Below are 18998 nucleotides of genomic sequence, written 5' to 3' on the forward strand. Positions count from 1 at the left end.
TGCGTGCAGACCCTACCGGCCCGGCCTGTGGTCCCCGGCCGTGAGACCCCTCGGGAACGGGCCGCCCGGCTCAGCGGTCGCGGTTGAAGCGGGTGGTGATCCACAGCAGGAGCAGCAGGATGATGAATGCGCCGCCGCCGGTGACGAGCGGGTTCAGGCTCTCGTGGTTGCCGCCGTGCTCCTCGCCCTCGGCAGCAAGGGTGACCAACTGGGCAGCGGTGCTGTGGAAGCTCATCTTCGGCAGGACCTATCCGGTGTGGGCGGGATAAAGATGTCGGCTCATCGTAAGCGGGTGCCCCGGCGCCGATCACGCCGACTCCGCCGTTGGGGACGAGCGGGGGAACCTTCCTGGTGGCTCAGTCGTCCTTACGCTTGTACCCGCGGAGCAGGAACCACGCGGTCAGCACGCAGCCCAGGAACATCACGATCAGTACGACACGGAGCAGATTCCCCGTCCCGTGCTGCTGGACGGCGCTCGCGGCCTCGGGCAGCCAGGCGGCTGCGGGGTGGTGCTCCATGGCGTGGACTCCTTCGGCTGTACTGCCCGTCCACGGTATCTCCGCCTAGGCTGGGCGCTGCTTCGGGGGCACTTGGACACACTGACGCACACGTGGGGGAAGACATGTCCGACGACGGCCACGAGCACGAGGGGCACGAGCACGTCCCGAGCAGGCAGCGCAGGCGCTTTTCGGGGATCTCCTCGCGTGCGTACGAGCACCCGGCGGACCGCTCGGCGCTGGTGGCACTGCGCAAGCTGAGCGGCTTCGACACGGTGTTCAAGGCGCTCAGCGGCCTGCTGCCGGAGCGCAGCCTGCGGCTGCTGTTCCTGTCCGACTCGGTCCGGGTCTCGGACCAGCAGTTCTCGCACCTGAACGACATGCTGCGGGACGCCTGTTACATCCTGGACCTGGAGAAGGTCCCGCCGATGTACGTCACGCAGGACCCGCAGCCGAACGCGATGTGCATCGGCCTGGACGAGCCGATCATCGTGGTCACCACAGGGCTCGTCGAGCTGCTCGACGAGGAGGAGATGCGGGCGGTCGTGGGCCACGAGGTGGGCCACGCGCTGTCCGGGCACGCGGTGTACCGCACGATCCTGCTGTTCCTGACGAACCTGGCGCTGAAGGTGGCCTGGATCCCGCTGGGCAACCTCGCGATCCTGGCGATCGTCACGGCGCTGCGGGAGTGGTTCCGCAAGTCGGAGCTGTCCGCCGACCGGGCGGGGCTGCTCGTGGGTCAGGACCTGCGGGCCTCGATGCGCGGCCTGATGAAGATCGCGGGCGGCAACCACCTGCACGAGATGAACGTGGACGCGTTCCTGCAGCAGGCCGAGGAGTACGAGGCCGGGGGCGACCTGCGCGACTCCGTGCTGAAGATCCTGAACGTGCTGCCGCGTTCCCACCCCTTCACCACGGTCCGCGCGGCCGAGCTGAAGAAGTGGGCCGAGTCGCGCGACTACCAGCGGATCATGGACGGGCACTACCCGCGGCGCAGCGAGGACAAGGACACCTCGGTCAGCGACTCGTTCCGCGAGTCGGCTCAGCACTACGCCGACCACGTCAAGACGTCCAAGGACCCGCTGATGAAGCTGGTCACCGACATAGCGGGCGGGGCCGGGAACCTGGGCGGCCGGGTCCGCCGGGGCTTCGACGGCTTCGCCAGCGCGCCCCCGCCGAAGGACCAGGAGCCGACGGACACCCCGCCGCGCGACGAGGACTGACCTCCGCCCGGCGAGGGCCGATCGGGAGCGTCACGCCGTCGGCCGGGCCGGGCCGGAGGGTCATGCCTTGGGCTCGGCCCCGGTGGCCAGCGTCCCGCACAGGGCCGTGGCGCTCCCCGTCGCGTAGGGGTTCGTGCCGGCCGGGCCGCCCGTCCTGGCGGTCTGGCCGGCCAGCAGCGGGTGCAGGTGGTTGGTGGAGTCCTCGGCGCAGGACAGGGGGCCCGCCTGGACGTAGGCGACGATCAGCTGCGCCTGGTGGGTGCGCAGGTCCTCGCGGTCGAAGCGGAACGTCAGCTCGCGGCGGACGGTGAACAGGGAGACCGGGGCGCCGGCGGCGGCACGGGCCGGGTGGAGCGCGTAGACGAGCGTGTGGTCCGCGGTCACCTCAAGGGTGGCGGAGTCGGTCTCGGCGGCCTGCAGCGAGCCCTGGACCCGGATCTTGCGGTCCGCCAGCCGTGCCTGCGCGGGGTCGAAGCGCACCAGCCATCCGGTCGGCGCGTGCCGCCCGTCCGCGGTGGGGTGCGCGAAGCTCTGGTCGAACTGGTCGAGTTGGTCGGGGTCGACGAGGACGCGCGCGGGGTGGACGTCGCTGCCGCCGATCACCTCGGGGTAGAGCGCGGAGCGGACGATGTAGTCCTTCGCGGTGGACAGGGCGGACACGACGTCGCTGTCCGAGAAGTGCGCGGTGCGCCGGGAGGCGGGCAGCGGGATGCCTTCGGCCCCGACGCTGAACTGGGCGGCGGGGCTGTGCGCGTACAGGTACTCGGCGTCGGGCGCCCCGGGCACCTTGCCCTGCGGGGAGAGCGGGATGACGGTCATCCGCAGGGGTTCGACGGGCTGCCGTGCCTCCGGTGAGTCGTACGGGTGGCGTACGCCCATGTAGACCGCCGTGCTGAAGGCGAGGGCGATCAGCAGGAGGAGGATCAGCGCCTGCCGGGTCAGCCCGCGGTGCAGGGTCGGGCGGCGGCGTACGGCGGGCGCGTGGTCGGCCATGCGCTCCTGCGCGGAGAACTCCTGGAGGCGGGCAGCACGGACGAACGATTCGTCGAAGACGACGGATCGGTATTCGTCCTCACCACCAGCGGGAGCGCCTTCGGGTGTCCCCTCAGGTGGTTCTCCTGGCCCGCCCATACTTTCAGAGTAGGTCTCAGGGGGCTCAGGTAAACGCCCTGCTACACGACAAGTTCTGACAGGTTCTCACCAGGAAATGCACAGGGCGCTCAGGGGGAGCGCGGGAACGCCGAGACCGCCGGCGGGGTGGATTCGGCGGACGCCGAGGGAGCCGACTCGCGGCCCTGTTCCAGGCCGGTCGAGGCGGGCGTGGGCACCTGCTCGCGGCTGCCCGAGGAGGCCCCGCGGTAGACGGCGGCGAAGGCCAGCGCGACCATGCCGACGCCCATCACGAGGGCGAGCACCCAGGCGACCGGGCGGTGCCAGCGGACCTGTTTGCCGTACGTTCCCGAGGTGCCGTGGGGGTCGTCGAAGAGGTCCGGATCGTCCAGTTCGTCGAAGTCCCGGTCATGGCCGAAATCGGGGCCGTCGGGGCCGTACCCGTCGTCGTAGCGCTCGCCGCTGCCGCGTGCCCGGCGGCGCGCCTCGGCCTCCGAGGCCTCGGCTCTCGCCTGGGCGGCGGCCAGGAGGCGCTCGACGGCGGTGGGCTCGTGCACCACGGCCGCCCGTACGAAGGCCTCGTCGAAGACCACGGAGGCGAACTCGTCGTCCGACACCCCGTGGTCGTGGTCGTCGTCGGGCTCCCAGCCGTCCGGGAACGGCGTGCCCCCCACGTCCTCCGGCACGGATTCAGAGTAGACCTGGGGGGTCAATTTGGGCAGACGGTATGGAAATTCATCCGCCTGCTGAGACGGGTTTCGGTCCGTCCCGTGCGGTCGTTCCAGGTCGGGGTCTAGCGCCGTACGTGCCCGTCGCCGGTGACGATGTACTTCGTGCTGGTCAGCTCCGGCAGGCCCATCGGGCCGCGGGCGTGCAGCTTCTGCGTGGAGATGCCGATCTCCGCGCCGAAGCCGAACTGGCCGCCGTCGGTGAAGCGGGTGGAGGTGTTCACGGCGACGGTGGTGGAGTCGACCAGTTGGGTGAAGCGGCGGGCGGCCTGCTGGGAAGTGGTGACGATCGCCTCGGTGTGGCCGGAGGTCCACAGCCGGATGTGCTCGACGGCCTTGTCCAGCGAGTCCACCACCGCGGCGGCGATGTCGTAGGACAGGTACTCGGTCTCCCAGTCCTCCGGCGTCGCCTCGACCACGGTCGCCCGGGAGTCCTTGGCGTACGCCATGACCCGTTCGTCGGCGTGCACGGTCACCCCGGCCTCGGCCAGGGCGTCCAGGGCGCGCGGCAGGAACTCGGCGGCGATGTCCTGGTGGACCAGCAGGGTCTCGGCGGCGTTGCAGACGCTGACCCGCTGGGCCTTGGAGTTGATCAGGATCTCGACGGCCATGTCGAGGTCGGCCCGGGCGTCGACGTAGACGTGGCAGTTGCCGGTGCCGGTCTCGATCACCGGGACGATGGACTCGGAGACGACCGTCTGGATCAGCGAGGCGCCGCCGCGCGGGATGAGCACGTCGACCAGGCCGCGGGCGCGCATCAGCTCGCGGACGCTCTCGCGGCTCTCCCCCGGCACCAGCTGCACGGCGTCGGCGGGCAGCCCCGCCCCGCCCACGGCGTCCCGGATCACCCGGACGAGGGCGGTGTTCGACTCGTACGCGGAGGCCGAGCCGCGCAGCAGGACCGCGTTGCCGGACTTCAGGCACAGGGCGGCGGCGTCGACGGTCACGTTCGGGCGGGCCTCGTAGATGATGCCGACGACACCCAGCGGGACGCGGACCTGGCGCAGGTCGATGCCGTTGGGGAGGGTGGAGCCGCGGACGACCTCGCCGACCGGGTCGGGCAGCCCCGCGACGTCGCGGACGTCGGAGGCGATGGCGCGCACCCGCTCGGGCGTGAGCGTGAGCCGGTCGACGATCGCCTCGCTGGTGCCGGCCTCCCGGGCCTTGGCGATGTCCTTGGCGTTGGCCTCGACGATCTCGCTCGTACGGACCTCCAGGGCGTCCGCGATGGCCAGCAGGGCGTCGTCCTTGACGGCACGCGGCAGCGGCGCGAGGTCGGCGGCGGCGGCCTTGGCACGGTAGGCGGCCTGGGTGACCGGGGACATGGCGTCGTACGGCGAGAGCGTGGTCATGAGGGAAGGGTAGTGCGCCGACCGGGGCCGTTCGCCGGTCATCCCACACCCCGAGACGGGACCAACGGGGACGAAAGGGCCCTCCGGTGCGGGCGGGGCCGTACGGAGTCGGACGTGCGCAGTCAGAAGGGGTGCACGCCCACCGGGGTCGCGGGCGGCGGGCCGTAGCCCTCGGCGACGCGCTGGTGGTAGGTCTCGCGGTCGATGACCTCCAGGCCGACGATCTCCCAGGCGGGGAGCCCCGCGGTCTGGCGGTGCTCGCCCCACAGGCGCAGGGCCACGGCGGCGGCGTCGTGCAGGTCGCGGGCCTCTTCCCAGTAGCGGATCTCCGCGTGGTCGTTGGCGTAGCGGCTGGTCAGCAGGAAGGGGTGGTCGTGCGCGAGCTGCTCCAGGGCGCGCCGCAGGTCCGTGAGCGGGACCGCCTGCCCGGAGACGCTGAGGGTGACGTGCCACAGGCGGGGCAGGTCCTTCGGCTCCTCGAAGGTGTCCCCGGCCGCGACGCTCGTCAGAGCACCGCGGGACGCCGCCGCCCCAGGGCGCACTCGTCTCACAACGGCCTCCTTCACGCAGCGCTCGGGAACGTGTTCCTGAAGGAAAGTTGAGCAGGCCGCACCGCTCCGCGGGGCGGTTTTACGGAACGTCCCCCACCGGGGGCCGTGGCCACCTCCCGTTTACGGATGCAAGACCACCAGGTCGTCCCTGTGTACGACCTCGCGCTCGTACGCCGCGCCCAGCTCCCGCGCGAGCTCCCGCGTGGAGCGCCCGAGCAGCTGGGGGATCTCCTTGGCGTCGAAGTTGACGAGTCCGCGGGCCACGGCCCGGCCCTCCCCGTCGCGCAGTTCGACCGGGTCCCCGGCGCTGAACTCGCCCTCGACGGCGGCGATCCCGGCCGGCAGCAGCGACTTGCGGCCCTTGACCACCGCGCGCACCGCGCCGTCGTCCAGGGTCAGCGACCCCAGCGGGGTGGAGGCGTGCTGGAGCCACAGCAGCCGGCCGCCGGAGCGCTTGCCGGTGGCGTGGAAGTAGGTGCCGGTATCGCCGCCGGAGAGGGCGTCGGCCGCGTGGACCGCGCTGGTGAGCACCACGGGGATGCCCGCGGCGGCGGCGATCCGGGCGGCCTCGACCTTGGTGACCATGCCTCCGGTGCCCACCCCGGCCTTGCCCGCGCTGCCGATCTCGACGTGCGCGAGGTCCTCGGGTCCGCGCACCTGCGCTATCCGCGAGGTGCCGGGCTTGGTGGGGTCGCCGTCGTAGACGCCGTCCACGTCGGACAGCAGGACCAGCAGGTCGGCGTGGACGAGGTGGGCGACGAGGGCGGCGAGGCGGTCGTTGTCGCCGAAGCGGATCTCGTCGGTGGCGACGGTGTCGTTCTCGTTGACGACGGGGAAGGCGCCCATCGCGAGGAGCTTGTCGAGGGTGCGGGAGGCGTTGCGGTGGTGGGCACGCCGGCTCATGTCGTCGGAGGTGAGCAGGACTTGGCCGACCCGGACGCCGTAGCGCGCGAAGGAGGCGGTGTAGCGGGCCACGAGCAGGCCCTGGCCGACGCTGGCGGCGGCCTGCTGGCGGGCGAGGTCCTTGGGGCGGCGGCGCAGGCCCAGCGGGGCCAGGCCCGCGGCGATGGCGCCGGAGGAGACCAGGACGATCTCCCGCTCCCCGCCGCTGCGGCTCTTGGCGAGGACGTCGACGAGCGCGTCGACCCGGTCGGCGTCCAGACCGCCGGAGGCGGTGGTCAGCGACGAGGAGCCCACCTTGACGACGATCCTGCGGGCCTCTTCCACGGCCTGCCTTGCCCTTGCCACGTGTGGTCCGTCCCCTCGCGTCACGATATGGCTGCCCGCCCGGCAATCTACGCGAACGGGAGCGTGTGCCGCGCATCGGTCCACGCTCCGGACCACCGTCGACGAACAGCGGCGAGCACCGACGAACACCGACCGGACTTCGCGTGATCGCGCGATCACGCTTCGCGTACGGCAAAAAGGTTGCACTGGTTGCCTGTAGAAATTAAAGACTGTTCAAACTTAATTTGAACTTTGTGTCACCTACTGTTCATCGTGCGAAGCGCCTTCTCCTCAGATCGGGGAAGAGCCCCTACGACGTCGTCTCCGTGGAAGAGGCCCTCCACCGAGACGTCTTCGCCACCAACTCCGGCAACCTGATCTTCAGCGACGCCGCACACAAGATCCTTGAGACCCCGGGCACCGAGGTGGTCTCGAACGGCATCGCCACCGACGCGGCCGCCGCGGCCCGCATCAACGAGGAGTACGACGCCTTCGTCGTGCCGCTGGCCAACGCGTTCCGGCCCTCCTTCGAGAGCGGACTGAAGCGGCTGACCCGGCTGATCACCCGGCTCAGGATCCCGGTGGTGGTGCTGGGGGTCGGCGCGCAGACCGGAGTGAGCTACAACCCGGCCCGGCTGCAGCGGATCGAGCCGACCGTGCGGGAGTTCGTCTCGGCGGTGCTGGACCGCAGCGCGTCCATCGGTGTGCGGGGCGAGTTCACCGAGCAGTACCTGTTGGACATGGGCTTCCGGGACGTCGAGGTCATCGGCTGCCCGTCGCTGTTCATGCACGGCGGCCGACTGGACGTGCACAAGCGGGCGGTGGCGCTTACGCCCGAGTCCCGGATCGCGATCAACGGCTCGCACAGCGCGGTGCGCTCCCAGGGCCTGGACCGGGTCATCGCGGACGCCCACGCGCGCTATCCGCACCTGCGGTTCGTCGGCCAGAACCTCAGCGACGCGCGGCAGTTGCACTGGCGGGACCTGTCGGACGCGAACGCCGAGGTGACGGCGATGCCGACGCACCCGGACCACCCGATGTACCGGGAGGACAAGGTCCGCGTCTACATCGACCCGGTCACCTGGATCGAGGACCTGCGCTCCTTCGACTTCTCCTTCGGCTCCCGCATCCACGGCAACATCGCGGCGCTGCTCGCCGGTACGCCGGCGACGGTGCTGTGCGGGGACTCGCGGACGCTGGAGCTGTGCCGGTACTTCGAGATCCCGCACCAGCGGCTCGACAAGGTGACCAAGGACCCCGCGGCCGCGGACCCGGCGCGGCTGTACGAGCAGGCCGATTTCGGCGGGCTGGTCGGCGGTCACCGGGAGCGGTTCGAGCGGTTCACCGCGTTCCTGGACAAGAACGGGCTGGAGAACACCTTCAGCCACGGCGACGGCGGCGCGGCCTACGAGGAGCGGATGCGGTCGCTGACGTTCCCGGCGGGGATCCGCCCCTGGAACGAGACCGACCTCGCCTCGCTCACCTCGCGGTTCGGCTGGCTGCACAGCCGTATCACCGAACTGTCCGTGGACAACGCCCAGTTGAAGCGGGAGCTGGCGCGCACCCGGGCCGGGGCCAAGGCCACCGCGAAGGCGGCCACCGTCGTGCCCGCGACCTCGGTCTACCGCCGGGCCCGGCGGGCGGTCGGCCGGCCGATCCGACGGGCGCTGCGGTCGGCACAGCAGTAGGACACGGCGCCGAGGGGCACCGGTACGACGCAAGAACCCGGCCGTGACGGCGGAGCCCGGTCCCCGAAGGGGCCGGGCTCTCGCGGTGTCAGGCCGCTGCCGCTCCGACGCCCCTCGTCGGCAGCGAGCGCCGCACCTTGCGCAGGGCGCGGCGGACGAAGGAGTTGGCGGCGGCCTCGCGGTAGCCCTCGAACGCGCGGGCCTCGCGGGGTTCGGCCAGGTAGATCCAGTCCGGGATACCGGCCTTGCGCGAGCGGAAGTGCGGGTAGATGAGGTAGACGCGGGTGGCGCGCTTCTCCATGACGGCCGCCGCCTGCTTCTTGGCCCGGACGAACTCCACGACGTCCCGCAGCAGATCGGGGCGCTGCTGGGCCACCAGGAACAGGCGCAGGCGCTCGTGGACCTTGAGGCGGCGGGCCACCTCGGGGTTCCAGTGGGCGTCCATCAGCGGCTTGGCCAGCTCGAACTTGTGCCGTCTGACCTCTTCGGAGTCCTTGAGGAACTGGGGCCCGAACTGCGGCAGCAGCGTGATGAGGAAGGGGCGGATCATGAGGTCGTCGCGCTTGTCCCCGGCCGGCACCAGTTCCGCGATCAGCTTCATCAGGGCGCGCGCGGAGTCGAAGCGCAGGGAGTAGCCGCCGCTCTTCGTCACGTGCTTGCCGTCGTCGCGGCCCACCAGGTAGTAGCAGACGTGGTCGGCGATCACGGAGACGCCGTCGGCCCGCAGATAGGCCTCCATCGTGAACAGCGCGTCCTCGCCGGTCCACAGCGACTCGTCGAAGCGCATGCCGTGCCGTTCCAGCAGCTCGCGGCGGAAGAGCTTCTGGGCGCTCAGCGTGAACTTGATGTTGGACGAGAACACGTCGGTACGGTCGAGGGTCTTGCCCCACATGGACTTCGGCGGGGTGCGGTTGATCCCCTCGACCTTGCCCAGGACCACGTCGGTGCCGTTCTTGTCGGCCATGGCCACCATGCGCTCCAGCGCCTCGGGGCCGAGCCGGTCGTCGGCGTCGAGGAAGAACACGTACCGTCCGTTGGCCTTACCAAGTCCGACGTTGCGCGGGCCGCTGGGGCCGCCGGAGTTCTTCTGCCGGATCACGGTGACCGTCATGGGAGCGCGCCGCGCGAACTCCTCCAGGCACTCCCCCGTGCCGTCGGTCGAGCCGTCGTCGACCGCGATGACCTCCACCCGGGCCGGGTCCAGGGTCTGCGCCTCGACGGACGCCAGGCACTCGACCAGGTAAGGCATCGCTTCGTACGCCCCGATGATCACAGTCACATCAGGCTGCGTCACGACGGTCACGTTTCCCCCTTGTCACGGAACATTTCCCCCGTATCTGCTCAATCGCAAACAGTTAGACGGGCTTCGGCAGGAAGCGGTTGCCTTGCCGCAGGCAATGAGTGGCGTACATCACACAAGTTGTGCCCGGCACGGGTTCCCGGCGGGCCGCACCGGACAGTACGCAGCCGCAGTAAGAATTGCTCAGGAACCGGTAAGAGACGGACAAGCGAACGGCCCCCGAGGAGTGCTCCTCGGGGGCCGTTCCTGGTGCGGGGTGGGTCAGACCGCCGTCACGCCGTCCGTGTCGCCGGTCGTCGACGTCCGCTGGCCGGGCAACGCGGTCGTCAGCTCGGCCGCCTCCGCGGGGTCGGCGGCGACGCCGGCGGCGCGGGACTCCTGGCCGGCGTTGCGGATCTCGGCCTTGCGGGCGAGATCCGCCACCGCGGTGTTGAACTGGTCGATGGACTTCGGCTCGTCCGGGCCCAGCAGATAGCGCTTGAGCTCGCCCCGCTCCCCGGCCAGCGGGTCGGCCGACGGGTCGCGCACGGCGTCCAGCAGGCCGCCCAGCTCGGCGGCGCCGTTGGAGAGGATCACGGCCGCGCGCACCGCCGTGTTCTGCCGCTTGAACTCCTCCACGCCGAGCTCCCCGGAGTCGGTGACCGCGTACGGCTTGCCGCTCGCGATGAAGTCGGAGACGACGCTGGAGATGTCGGAGACCATCGCGTCCGAGACGTTGAAGCAGTCGTACAGGCGCGGCTCGGCGCCCGTGATGACCCGGTGCTCGTGGCTCGGGAACGAGCGCCAGTAGGCGTCGTCCCACTCGGCGCGCAGCCGGGCGATCTCCTCGTGCCGGGCCACGTCGACCACGCCGTCGCGGGTGGCCTCGGCCTCGTCGCCCTTGTCACCGGCCGAGCCGGACAGCTCGGCGAGGCGGGCCTCGATGCGGGTCAGCTCGGCCTGGGCCCGCGCCTGGGCGGCGGCGTCGACGGTGAAGCGGGCGTCGGCCGCGCGCTCGGCGCCGGCCTTCTCGACCAGCGCGGTGATCCGCTGGTGGGCGGCCTTGGCGTCGGCGCTGCGGGTGCCGGTGAAGGGGTGCGGCTTGTACAGGACGCGGACCGGCGGGTCGGCCTTGACCAGCTTGCGCACGATGTTCTCGCCCGCGAGCAGGATCGAGGTGTTGCCCGGGTTGTCGTCCCAGCCCTCCCAGGTGGGGGCATACAGCACGGTCGGGATACGGCCCTCGGGCACGCCCTGCCAGGTCCGGATCGGCGCCAGCTGCGGGCGGCCGACCTCGGCGATGTCGTCGTCGCGGACACCGACGTCGGCGATGGCGTAGCGGTCGCGGCCCGCGCGGCCGGCGGTCCACACCTCGTCGTACACCTTGCTGAACGGGTTGACGCTGGCCAGCTTGTCGCTGTCGCCGTGGCCGATGAAGACGTGCTTCATGGTCGGGACGCGCAGCAGGTGGATGTTCTTGCCGACGTTCGCCGCGTACAGCGCCACACGCACCGTCGACAGGTCCATGTTCATCAGGTGCACACCGCCGGGCACGCAGATGACCGGGACCGTGGTCGGGGCCAGGTTGGTGAGGATGACCCGCTCGCGCAGGACGATCAGCGGCCGGGTGTCCAGCTGCTCCATCGTCTCCAGCCACATGTTGACCTGGTACGCGGAGTCCTTGGAGCCGGAGAAGTACAGCACCGTCTCCGGCTTGTAGGCGGCCAGCCAGTCGTCGACCGCGGCCAGGACCGAGTCCGCGTTCGGCGGGATCTTCCGGCCGCGCACGTACGGCATGAGCGCGAGGACGTAGAGGCAGCCGAGGCCGATGGTGATGCCGATGCCGACGAAGCCGGGGACGGCCGAGTCGACGGCGGCGGCGACCAGGAGGCCGATGACGGCGGCGAGGTCGAGGTGGAGCATCTTCTCGGCGGAGCGCTGCAGCAGGCCCTGCCGCGGCGCGTCCGGGATGCGGATGCGGGACTTCAGGTCGACGTTGCGGGTGGCGACCGGCATCCGGCGGCGGTTGCGGATCAGGGTGACCAGCGCGCCGTGCGGGGCCTGGAGGCCGTAGAACGCGATGAAGCAGGCGATGGCGCCGTAGAAGATCAGGTTGCCCGAGAGGGACATCCGGGCCAGCAGCAGGATCAGCAGCAGCTGCCGGATCAGGAAGCGGATCGACAGACCGGCCCGCACCTTGCTGAGGCGGTTGATCAGGTAGCTGCCCTTGCGGTGCAGATAGTGGTCCGCCAGGTACGTCACGGCGGCCGTGGCCGCGAAGGCGTAGACGCTCGGTATGAGCGCGGCCAGCATGAGGCAGGGGAAGCCCAGCATCACGAGGGCCGCCGCGGCCAGCTCGGCCGCGCTGCCCACCCGGGCGACGCGAATAGCGGTGGATATCACGGAGAACCTTTTGCTGACAAAAAGGCCGGAATGAGACCTTGCGGACGATTTGTAGAGGAACTGGGGCTTTACAGATTCAGGCCTCTGTGAACGCTCCGCATACGCGCAGCCACAGAGGCCTGAATTACAGATGCCTATTTACTGTTAATTATGCCACGCCGTCCTGACGGTCCAGGACGCTGGCGAGCGCCTGCTCGAAGCCGGAGGCCTGGCCGGCCGCCGCCGTCGGGTCCTGCTGGCGGACGTCGATGACATGACCGGTCAGCTCGCTCAGCAGCACGTCGAGCGAGGTGCGGGCCACGGCCTCGGAGGAGAGCAGGCTGCCCGCGGGCTCCTGACCGAAGGCCTTGGTGCGCATCGGGGTGGCGGTGCGCTCCGGGTTGATGCAGTTGACGCGGATGCCGTCGCCGGCCCACTCGTCGGACAGCGCCTGGGTGAGGTTCACCATGGCGGCCTTGGTCGAGGAGTAGAGGCTGTACTCGGCGCGGCCGCGGGTGTAGCTGCTGGAGGTGTAGAGCAGCAGCTGTCCGTTGGTCTCGGCCAGGTACTTGTAGGAGGAGCGCGCGATCTGCACCGGGGCCAGGTAGTTGACCTTCAGCGCCTCCTCGATGGTGGCGTTGTCGGTCTCGGCGAGCTTGCCGATGCGCAGCACGCCCGCGGTGTTGACCACGTAGTCGATCCGGCCGGTCTCGGCGTACGCCTTGGACAGCGCGTCGTCGACCTCCTCCGGGTTCTCCACGTGGGTGCCGGTGGTGGAGCGGCCCAGCGCGTACACGGAGGCGCCGTAGGACTCGGCGAGTTCGGCGATGTCCTTGCCGATGCCGTACGAACCGCCGAAGATCACCACGGTCTTGCCGGTGAGGAGCTCGCGGTAGGCCTCCTCGCCGTTCTGCTCCGGCGCGGCCGTGGAGGCGAGCTGGAAGAGCTTGTCGGCGATGAAGACGTCGACCGGCTGCGTCACCTTCATGTTGTACTCGTCACCCGCGACGACGTGGATCGGCACGTCCGGCAGGTACTTGAGCACGACGGAGCAGTCGTCCGTGGCCTGGAAGTTGGGGTCGCCCTCGGCGACCTCGTAGGCCCGCTTGATCGTGGACAGCTTGAAGGCCTGCGGGGTCTGGCCGCGGCGCAGCCGGGAGCGGTCCGGGATCTCGGTGATGAACTCGCCGTCCTCGCCGTGCGTGCGCGTCACGATGATCGTGTCGGCGGAGGGGATGGCGACGTCGACGGCCTGGTAGCGCTCCAGGGCGGTCACGCAGTCGTCGATGACGCGCCGCGAGAGCAGGGGGCGAACGGCGTCGTGGAAGAGGACGTTGAGGTCCTCGCCCTCGGCCAGGCCCTCGCGGAGGGCCTCGATGGCGCGCTCGGTGGTCTCGTTCCGCGTCGAGCCGCCCTCGATGATCTTCTTGACCTTGCGGAACCCGGCCTTGGCGACGATCTTCTCGACGTCCGGAACGTAGCCCGGCGCCATCAGCACGATGATGTCGTCGATCGAATCGGTCTGCTCGAAGGTGGTCAGTGTGTGCTCGATGACAGCCTTGCCGGCGATCTTCAGCAACTGCTTGGGGATCGACAGACCCACGCGCTGACCGGTACCACCGGCCAGGATCACTGCGGTGGTACGGGGCTTGGCTATGTGCTGGGACACAGGTGACCTACCTTGGGGCGTCAGGGAACCTCGAAATGGTCCCACTTCGGGTTACCGCAGTGCAAGGTGAGCGTCCACCGCCGCATATGTGCCCGCAACCTGCCATTCACCTTGCACTCCTGGTGATGCGCTTCGTCCGTAGGGGAGTTCCGGAACGCCGCGTGAATTTGCTGTGAGTAAGTCCACTCCCGACGGCGGCCCGGCCGCGCCGGGCAGCGGCGGCCGAGTACCCGGACCGGTTCCCGCGACGACGCCCGGTGCACGGAGCACGTCGGAACCGCGGCAACGAGTGCGGAAGCAACCACGGCGAGGGCCCGCACCAGGCCCGGGCGGCGGCCTCCTCGACGACCCACCCGGGCGTGTCGATCTTCACGCCCTGTGAAGCGGGCTGCACGCGTTCTCCATATGCGTCACCGCACCGTCGCGGACGGGCCGGGAATGCGGCTCGTCCGGCAACCCATTGCCGCGGAATTCCACATCAAGATTCCGCAGCATTTCGGTCTCGGCAAGAGTAAGCGAGCGATTCACGGTGTCCGGAACTCGCCGCACACGGTCGCCGCCGAGCTGATCGATGATCCGCGCGATCGTCGCGTCGTCCGGGGCGTCGGCGAAGGCCTCGCTGCTCACCACGGAGGTGTCCGGGCCGGTGGCGTGTACCCGGGCCGGCAGCCGCGACCGGTGCCGGTCGGTGGGCTCGGTGTCGCCCGTCGTCGCGAGCCCACGGTCGGCGGACGGTAAGAGACCTGGCCGAGTCCTACCTGCGAGGGCCCTGGGACTGCTGTGAGTCCCAAGGCCCCCTGTGAGCGTCAGGCCAGGTTCACGCCCGGTTCGTCGGACTCCACTCGCAGTGTGGCCAGCGTGCTTGCCGTGGCCTGCTGTTTCAGCACCGTGTCCACGACTCGGACCTGGGCGTCGATGCCGTCGCGGCGGATGTCGAAGAGGTGGTAGCCGCGGTGGGCGTCGATCACCTTCCAGTGCGGGTTGTCCGCCATCAGCGGGTCCCACTGGGCGTGGAAGGCGGCCTGGTCCTGGTCGCCGTTGCTGGAGATCGAGGTGCCGACGAACTCCGCGCCGACGACGTCGGAGTCCGGGTCGGCGAAGTCCAGCTTCAGGTCGCTGATCATCGTCAGGTGCCGGTCGCCGCTGAGCACGACCGGGTTGCGGACGTCCTGGAACGACTCCAGGAGGGCGTTGCGCTCGGTCTGGTAGCCGTCCCAGGCGTCGTAGAACCAGAGCTTGCCCTCGCCGAGCAGCAGATCGGTCTCGGCCATCATGATCTGCGAGGCGATCAGGTTCCAGCGGGCCGGGGAGTCGTGCAGCCCGTCCAGCAGCCACTCCTTCTGACCGGCGCCGAGCATGGTCATCGACGGGTCCTGGGCCCCGGCCTGGGTGGTGGCCTGGTCGCTGCGGAACTGCCGGGTGTCCAGGACGTTGAACCGGGCCAGGCGGCCGAAGTCCAGGCGGCGGTACATCTGGATGTGCGGGCCGTTCGGGACCGCGGTGGCGCGCACGGGCATGTGCTCGAAGTACGCCTGGAAGGCCGCCGTCAGCCGGGCCACGAACGCGTCGTGCGACTGCTTGTCGGGGTCCTGCGGGATCTCACCGGCCCAGTCGTTGTCGACCTCGTGATCGTCGAAGGTGACCACCCACGGCGCGTTCGCGTGCATCGCGGCGAGGTCCGGGTCGGTGCGGTACTGCGCGTAGCGGTTGCGGTACTGGACCAGGGTGTACGGCTCCCCCTTGCCCTCGTGCCGGCGCACCGCCGTCGCCGAGGGCGACGACTCGTAGATGTAGTCGCCGACGAAGAGGACGACGTCGGGGTCCTGGGCGAGCATGTCGGCGTACGGGGTGAAGTAGCCGTGCTGCCAGTTCTGGCAGGAGGCGAGCGCCACGCGCAGCGAGCCGCCCCTGCTGTGCGGGTGGGGCGCGGTGCGGGTGCGGCCGGTGGGCGAGAGCTGCCCGCCGGCGCGGAAGCGGTACCAGTAGGTGCGGCCCGGGCGCAGGCCCCGTACGTCCACGTGGACGCTGTGCCCGTACTCGGGTCTGGCCTCGGCGACGCCCCGGCGCACGGGCTTGTGGCAGCGCTCGTCCTCGGCGAGCTCCCATTCGACCGGGACCACGGCGTCGGGCATGCCGCCGCCGTTGAGGGGGTCTGGGGCGAGCCGGGTCCACAGCACGATGCCGTCCGGCAGCGGGTCACCGGAGGCGACACCGAGGCTGAACACCCCGTCCGGTAACGGGGTTTCGGCCGCGTGCGCGGCGGTGGACGGCAGCCAGAGCTGGGCGGACGCGGCGGCGCCCAGGACGGCGGCACCGGCGGTCAGAAAGCGGCGTCGGTCGGGCGAAACGGGTCCGGTCACTCGTGTCATCGGTGAACTCCCTTGCCTCGCAGGCCTCTGGGACAGTCGGAAGCTCCCACGCCGGGACGGTCCGCCCGCCGAACGGGAGCCTTCACGCGCATGACAAACAGAAAGACAACGGAAGACCCGTTGCGGACCGGAACATCCGGGCGCCGCAACGGGTCTGACGACACGTCGGATCGTGACGCCTGGTCAGTAGGTGAATCCAGAGCCGATCCGGCCGTTCGCCGCACGAAGCGCGGAGCCCGGATCAGCCCGGGAACGCGGCACCCAGCTGGGCCTTGCTCGCGACCGTGCCGAGGGTGCGGGCGCCGAAGGAGAAGGAACGAGTGGCCGTGGCACCGGCGGATCCGGCGCCGAAGACCCAGACCGCGCCCGCCCGCGCGTCCTCGCCGAGCGCGGCCACGACCGGCTCCGCCCAGCCGTCTCCGTCGCCGTCCACGAGATGGGTGGTGGCACCGAACAGGTCACCGCTCTCGGCGGTGCCGGGCACACCCGCGCCGACTGCCACCGCGACGGTACGGCGCACGGGCGAGGAGGAGGTCTTAGGCACGTCGACTCCCGGAATCGGCAGGGAAGTTGATCCGCGATGAGCGCAAGATCCTCATCCGCGATGCCCTGTACGACCCACCGACCGACGACGGGGTGGCCCCGGAGTGCGTCCCGAGTTCTCCCGGCGTTGACCGACGAGGGGCGCCCCCGGTCGGGGGCGCCCCTCGTCTCGTCCGGCTCCGGCTGTTTCTAGAACGGCTCGAAGTCGTCGTACTCGCGCTGCACGTCGTCGCGCTCGGCCTGCCGGTCCCGGCGGCGCTGCGCCGCGGGGCGCTGCTCCTCCAGTCGGTGGTCCTCGCCGCGTCGGCCGAGCATCTCCGCGCCGGCCATGACCGAGGGCTCCCAGTCGAAGACGACCGCGTTGTCCTCGGGGCCGATGGCGACGCCGTCGCCGGAGCGGGCGCCCGCCTTCATCAGCCGCTCCTCGACACCGAGGCGGTTGAGGCGGTCGGCGAGGTAGCCGACGGCCTCGTCGTTGTTGAAGTCGGTCTGGCGCACCCAGCGTTCGGGCTTCTCGCCGCGCACCCGGAACAGCGGCTCGCCGTCGGCCTCCTCGCGGGTGACCGTGAAGCCCGCGTCGTCCACGGCCTTGGGCCGGATGACGATCCGCGTCGCCTCCTCCTTCGGCTTGGCGGCACGGGCCTTGCCGACCAGCTCACCGAGCCCGAACGACAGCTCCTTCAGACCGATGTGTGCCACCGCCGACACCTCGAACACGCGGTAACCGCGCGCCTCCAGGTCGGGGCGGACCATCTCGGCGAGGTCCTTGCCGTCCGGTACGTCGACCTTGTTCAGGACGACGATCCGGGGACGGTTGTCGAGACCGCCGTACTGCTTGAGCTCCTCCTCGATGATGTCGAGGTCGGAGACCGGGTCGCGGTCGGACTCCAGGGTCGCCGTGTCCAGGACGTGCACCAGCACGCTGCACCGCTCGACGTGGCGCAGGAACTCCAGGCCGAGGCCCTTGCCCTGGCTGGCGCCCGGGATCAGACCGGGCACGTCGGCGATGGTGTAGACGGTCGAACCCGCCGTCACCACGCCCAGGTTGGGCACGAGCGTCGTGAACGGGTAGTCGGCGATCTTCGGCTTGGCCGCGCTGAGCACGGAGATCAGCGAGGACTTGCCGGCGCTCGGGTAGCCCACCAGGGCCACGTCGGCGACGGTCTTCAGCTCCAGGACGATGTCCTGGAGGTCACCGGGCACGCCCAGCAGCGCGAAGCCGGGCGCCTTGCGGCGGGCGCTCGCCAGCGCCGCGTTGCCGAGGCCGCCCCGGCCGCCCTGCGCGGCGATGTACGAGGTGCCGTGGCCGACCAGGTCGGCGAGCACGTTGCCCGCCTTGTCCAGGACGACCGTGCCGTCCGGCACCGGCAGGACCAGGTCCTCGCCGTCCTTGCCGGAGCGGTTGCCGCCCTCACCGGGCTTGCCGTTGGTGGCCTTGCGGTGCGGGGAGTGGTGGTAGTCGAGAAGCGTGGTGATCGACTGGTCGACGGTCAGGATCACGTCGCCGCCGCGGCCGCCGTTGCCGCCGTCGGGTCCGCCGAGCGGCTTGAACTTCTCGCGGTGGACGGAGGCACAGCCGTGGCCTCCGTTACCCGCGGCGACATGCAGTTCGACGCGGTCCACGAAGGTGGTCATGGTTCAGTGCCTCCAGAAACTAACGGGTATTACCAATGTCAACACGCGAAAGGCGGACCCGCCTTCCCGACCGGGAAGTGAGGTCCGCCTCGCGAAACGAACGAGTCGTTCGGTCGACGCCGTGAATCAGACGATTCAGGCGACCGGAACGATGTTCACGACCTTGCGGCCACGGTGGGTACCGAACTCCACCGCACCGGCCTGCAGCGCGAACAGGGTGTCGTCGCCGCCACGGCCGACGCCGGCGCCCGGGTGGAAGTGGGTGCCGCGCTGACGAACCAGGATCTCACCGGCGTTCACGACCTGACCGCCGAAGCGCTTCACGCCGAGCCGCTGGGCATTGGAGTCGCGACCGTTCCGGGTGGACGATGCGCCCTTCTTGTGTGCCATGTCTCCTCAGTCCTTACTTCGCAGCCGCGGGGATCGCGGTGACCTTGATCGCCGTGTACTGCTGGCGGTGGCCCTGGCGACGGCGGTAGCCGGTCTTGTTCTTGTAGCGCAGAATGTCGATCTTCTGGCCCTTGTGGTGGTCCACGACCTCGGCCTGGACCTTGATGCCGGCCAGCACCCACGGGTCGCTGGTGACAGCGTCGCCGTCGACAACGAGCAGGGTCGAGAGCTCGACCGTGTCGCCAACATTGGCGGTGGAAATCTTGTCAACCTCAACGATGTCGCCGACAGCAACCTTGTGCTGGCGACCACCGCTGCGCACGATGGCGTACACGCGGATCTCTCTTTCGCTCGG

18 protein-coding genes are annotated in these 18998 nt (G+C 70.3%); 2 read left to right on the forward strand and 16 right to left on the reverse strand.

Annotated elements, in window-relative coordinates; genetic code table 11:
* Positions 1–70: 70 nt before the first annotated feature.
* Together IPZ69_RS10380 and IPZ69_RS10385 are read right to left on the reverse strand one after the other, a co-directional pair.
* The gene (locus IPZ69_RS10380) at positions 71–235 is read right to left on the reverse strand and encodes a hypothetical protein (protein ID WP_037716950.1); all 165 of its coding nucleotides are present in this window, start codon (positions 233–235) and stop codon (positions 71–73) included.
* 121 nt (positions 236–356) lie between these two features.
* Complete coding sequence (locus IPZ69_RS10385) at positions 357–518, reverse strand: hypothetical protein (RefSeq protein ID WP_235453752.1); 162 nt, start codon at positions 516–518, stop codon at positions 357–359.
* A gap of 104 nt (positions 519–622) precedes the next feature.
* On the opposite strand from IPZ69_RS10385, the gene IPZ69_RS10390 reads away from it, so the two are divergent.
* Positions 623–1720: a M48 family metallopeptidase gene (locus IPZ69_RS10390; protein WP_235453753.1), complete on the forward strand. Its 1098-nt coding sequence runs from the start codon at positions 623–625 to the stop codon at positions 1718–1720.
* Between the two features lie 60 nt (positions 1721–1780).
* Here IPZ69_RS10390 and IPZ69_RS10395 read toward each other — a convergent pair whose 3' ends face one another.
* From IPZ69_RS10395 to proB, 5 genes are all read right to left on the reverse strand, one after another.
* Positions 1781–2851 carry an SCO2583 family membrane protein gene (locus IPZ69_RS10395; RefSeq protein ID WP_235453754.1) on the reverse strand — a complete coding sequence of 357 codons (1071 nt, stop codon included), beginning with the start codon at positions 2849–2851 and terminating at the stop codon, positions 1781–1783.
* 89 nt (positions 2852–2940) lie between these two features.
* On the reverse strand, positions 2941–3516 hold the full coding sequence (locus IPZ69_RS10400) for an SCO2584 family spore wall biosynthesis protein (protein ID WP_235453755.1): 576 nt from the start codon (positions 3514–3516) through the stop codon (positions 2941–2943).
* Positions 3517–3623: 107 nt separating this feature from the next.
* Positions 3624–4910: a glutamate-5-semialdehyde dehydrogenase gene (locus IPZ69_RS10405; RefSeq protein WP_235453756.1), complete on the reverse strand. Its 1287-nt coding sequence runs from the start codon at positions 4908–4910 to the stop codon at positions 3624–3626.
* Positions 4911–5032: 122 nt separating this feature from the next.
* Positions 5033–5461, reverse strand: coding sequence for a hypothetical protein (locus IPZ69_RS10410; RefSeq protein WP_235453757.1), 429 nt, complete (start codon positions 5459–5461; stop codon positions 5033–5035).
* Positions 5462–5581: 120 nt separating this feature from the next.
* Complete coding sequence (gene proB, locus IPZ69_RS10415; RefSeq protein WP_235453758.1) at positions 5582–6709, reverse strand: glutamate 5-kinase; 1128 nt, start codon at positions 6707–6709, stop codon at positions 5582–5584.
* Between the two features lie 233 nt (positions 6710–6942).
* Here proB and IPZ69_RS10420 point away from each other — a divergent pair, with 233 nt between their 5' ends.
* The gene (locus IPZ69_RS10420) at positions 6943–8376 is read left to right on the forward strand and encodes a polysaccharide pyruvyl transferase family protein (protein ID WP_374293139.1); all 1434 of its coding nucleotides are present in this window, start codon (positions 6943–6945) and stop codon (positions 8374–8376) included.
* A gap of 88 nt (positions 8377–8464) precedes the next feature.
* On the opposite strand, the gene IPZ69_RS10425 is transcribed toward IPZ69_RS10420, so the two are convergent.
* The 9 genes from IPZ69_RS10425 to rplU form a co-directional block, all read right to left on the reverse strand.
* The gene (locus IPZ69_RS10425; RefSeq protein ID WP_235453834.1) at positions 8465–9625 is read right to left on the reverse strand and encodes a glycosyltransferase family 2 protein; all 1161 of its coding nucleotides are present in this window, start codon (positions 9623–9625) and stop codon (positions 8465–8467) included.
* 312 nt (positions 9626–9937) lie between these two features.
* On the reverse strand, positions 9938–12028 hold the full coding sequence (locus IPZ69_RS10430) for a CDP-glycerol glycerophosphotransferase family protein (protein ID WP_235453835.1): 2091 nt from the start codon (positions 12026–12028) through the stop codon (positions 9938–9940).
* 178 nt (positions 12029–12206) lie between these two features.
* On the reverse strand, positions 12207–13706 hold the full coding sequence (locus IPZ69_RS10435) for a bifunctional cytidylyltransferase/SDR family oxidoreductase (protein WP_235453760.1): 1500 nt from the start codon (positions 13704–13706) through the stop codon (positions 12207–12209).
* Between the two features lie 369 nt (positions 13707–14075).
* The gene (locus IPZ69_RS10440; protein WP_235453761.1) at positions 14076–14333 is read right to left on the reverse strand and encodes a hypothetical protein; all 258 of its coding nucleotides are present in this window, start codon (positions 14331–14333) and stop codon (positions 14076–14078) included.
* 179 nt (positions 14334–14512) lie between these two features.
* Positions 14513–16075: an alkaline phosphatase D family protein gene (locus IPZ69_RS10445; protein ID WP_235453762.1), complete on the reverse strand. Its 1563-nt coding sequence runs from the start codon at positions 16073–16075 to the stop codon at positions 14513–14515.
* A 241-nt stretch (positions 16076–16316) separates the two neighbouring features.
* Entirely contained in the window at positions 16317–16619 is a 303-nt protein-coding gene (locus tag IPZ69_RS10450) for a hypothetical protein (protein ID WP_235453763.1), read from the reverse strand.
* 188 nt (positions 16620–16807) lie between these two features.
* On the reverse strand, positions 16808–18253 hold the full coding sequence (obgE, locus tag IPZ69_RS10455; protein WP_235453764.1) for a GTPase ObgE: 1446 nt from the start codon (positions 18251–18253) through the stop codon (positions 16808–16810).
* A 135-nt stretch (positions 18254–18388) separates the two neighbouring features.
* Positions 18389–18643 carry a 50S ribosomal protein L27 gene (gene rpmA, locus IPZ69_RS10460; protein ID WP_023550764.1) on the reverse strand — a complete coding sequence of 85 codons (255 nt, stop codon included), beginning with the start codon at positions 18641–18643 and terminating at the stop codon, positions 18389–18391.
* Between the two features lie 13 nt (positions 18644–18656).
* The gene (rplU, locus tag IPZ69_RS10465) at positions 18657–18977 is read right to left on the reverse strand and encodes a 50S ribosomal protein L21 (protein WP_235453765.1); all 321 of its coding nucleotides are present in this window, start codon (positions 18975–18977) and stop codon (positions 18657–18659) included.
* Between the last annotated feature and the right edge of the window lie 21 nt (positions 18978–18998).

It is taken from the genome of Streptomyces olivochromogenes (assembly GCF_021538895.1).
Taxonomy (GTDB): Bacteria; Actinomycetota; Actinomycetes; order Streptomycetales; family Streptomycetaceae; genus Streptomyces; species Streptomyces olivochromogenes_A.